Raw genomic sequence first — 1251 nt, 5'->3', positions numbered from 1 at the left:
CCCTGGGGTGCCAGTGCTTCTATGTATCAACAATGGTCTGATGCTTTACCTCCAGAAATAGAAGTTTTACCCATTCAATTACCGGGTAGACAAAGGCGACTTCAGGAAAAACCTTTTACAGATTTTGCTAGTATGATTGAGGTTTTAGCAGATTTCCTTTCTCCTTATTTGGATCAACCTTTTGCTTTCTTTGGTCATAGTATGGGAGCATTGATTGCTTTTGAGCTTGCTTATGTTTTGGAACAACAATATAATTTGAAACCAAGACAGTTGTTTTTGAGTGGTGTTGTTCCACCATCAGACAATACTTTGTTAGAAAAAATAGCATCTCTTTCAGAAGCAGAAAGACTTAATTATCTTCTAGAAATTTCTGAAATTCCAGAAAGTATTACTAAAGATTCATCGCTTTTAAATGAATTAATGAATATCTTTAAGGCAGATTTTCAACTGTTACAAAGTTACCGTTATGTAGACAAAAAGCCACTAGGTTGCCCAATCTCTAGTTTTAGTGGAGTAGATGATTATACAGTTAGCGATCGCCAACTTTCTCTGTGGTCTGAGTATACTACCAGCAACCTAAAAATAGATAGGATACCTGGTAAACATATGTTTATGTTTTTGAAAGATAGTCAAAAATTACTTTTGGAGCTAATCTCTCAAGAACTTTTACCACAATTAATTGCTCAATAAATAAATTATTGGGGTGCAAAATTAGCACCCTTTTTTCTTAAAATTAAGGAGGGTAGTGCTACTATAGATGTAGTAATATTTATAAATAGGGTTTGCGATCAAAAGTCTTTTAGTAGGGGTAGGAGACAGGAGAAATGGGAATTAGCGAGGAGGTAGGAGTAAGAATTGTCAATTTGGGATTTTTCTGCGCAATTTTTGCCTAAAATACACTCAAATTTGAGCATGAAGATCTGAAAAATTTGCACTTTTTTCGACCTCAAAAAGGCTAAAACCTTTATCTGCAAACGCTTTTATATTTAATCAGCAAGCCCTAAATAAATCCCTTTCACTCTCAAGAGTTTAACTACAAAAATCGCTAGTTGTACGCTACTACTTTAAGGAGTATGGTGTCACCCTCTTATAATATTTTGGGTAGTCCTAAAAAGGAAAGGATAAAGTTCATTAATGGATAATGGATAATGGATAATGGATAATTATCTCTCCCTTTTAGGGAGAGGATTGACTAAAAGGAAAAAATTTATTTCTCTTGGTTGATTGGATATGGCGTTTGCTAGTTTACAT

General features: G+C 34.3%; 1 protein-coding gene. It reads left to right on the top strand.

Features of this window, described 5'->3' with window-relative positions:
- The coding region (locus F6K22_RS41195) for a thioesterase II family protein (RefSeq protein WP_293110975.1) at window positions 1-690 on the top strand (690 nt) is incomplete at its 5' end.
- Between the last annotated feature and the right edge of the window lie 561 nt (window positions 691-1251).

Origin of the sequence: Okeania sp. SIO2F4, from assembly GCF_010672385.1 — a bacterium.
Taxonomy (GTDB): Bacteria; Cyanobacteriota; Cyanobacteriia; order Cyanobacteriales; family Microcoleaceae; genus Trichodesmium.
This window is presented reverse-complemented; position numbering and strand designations above follow the sequence as displayed.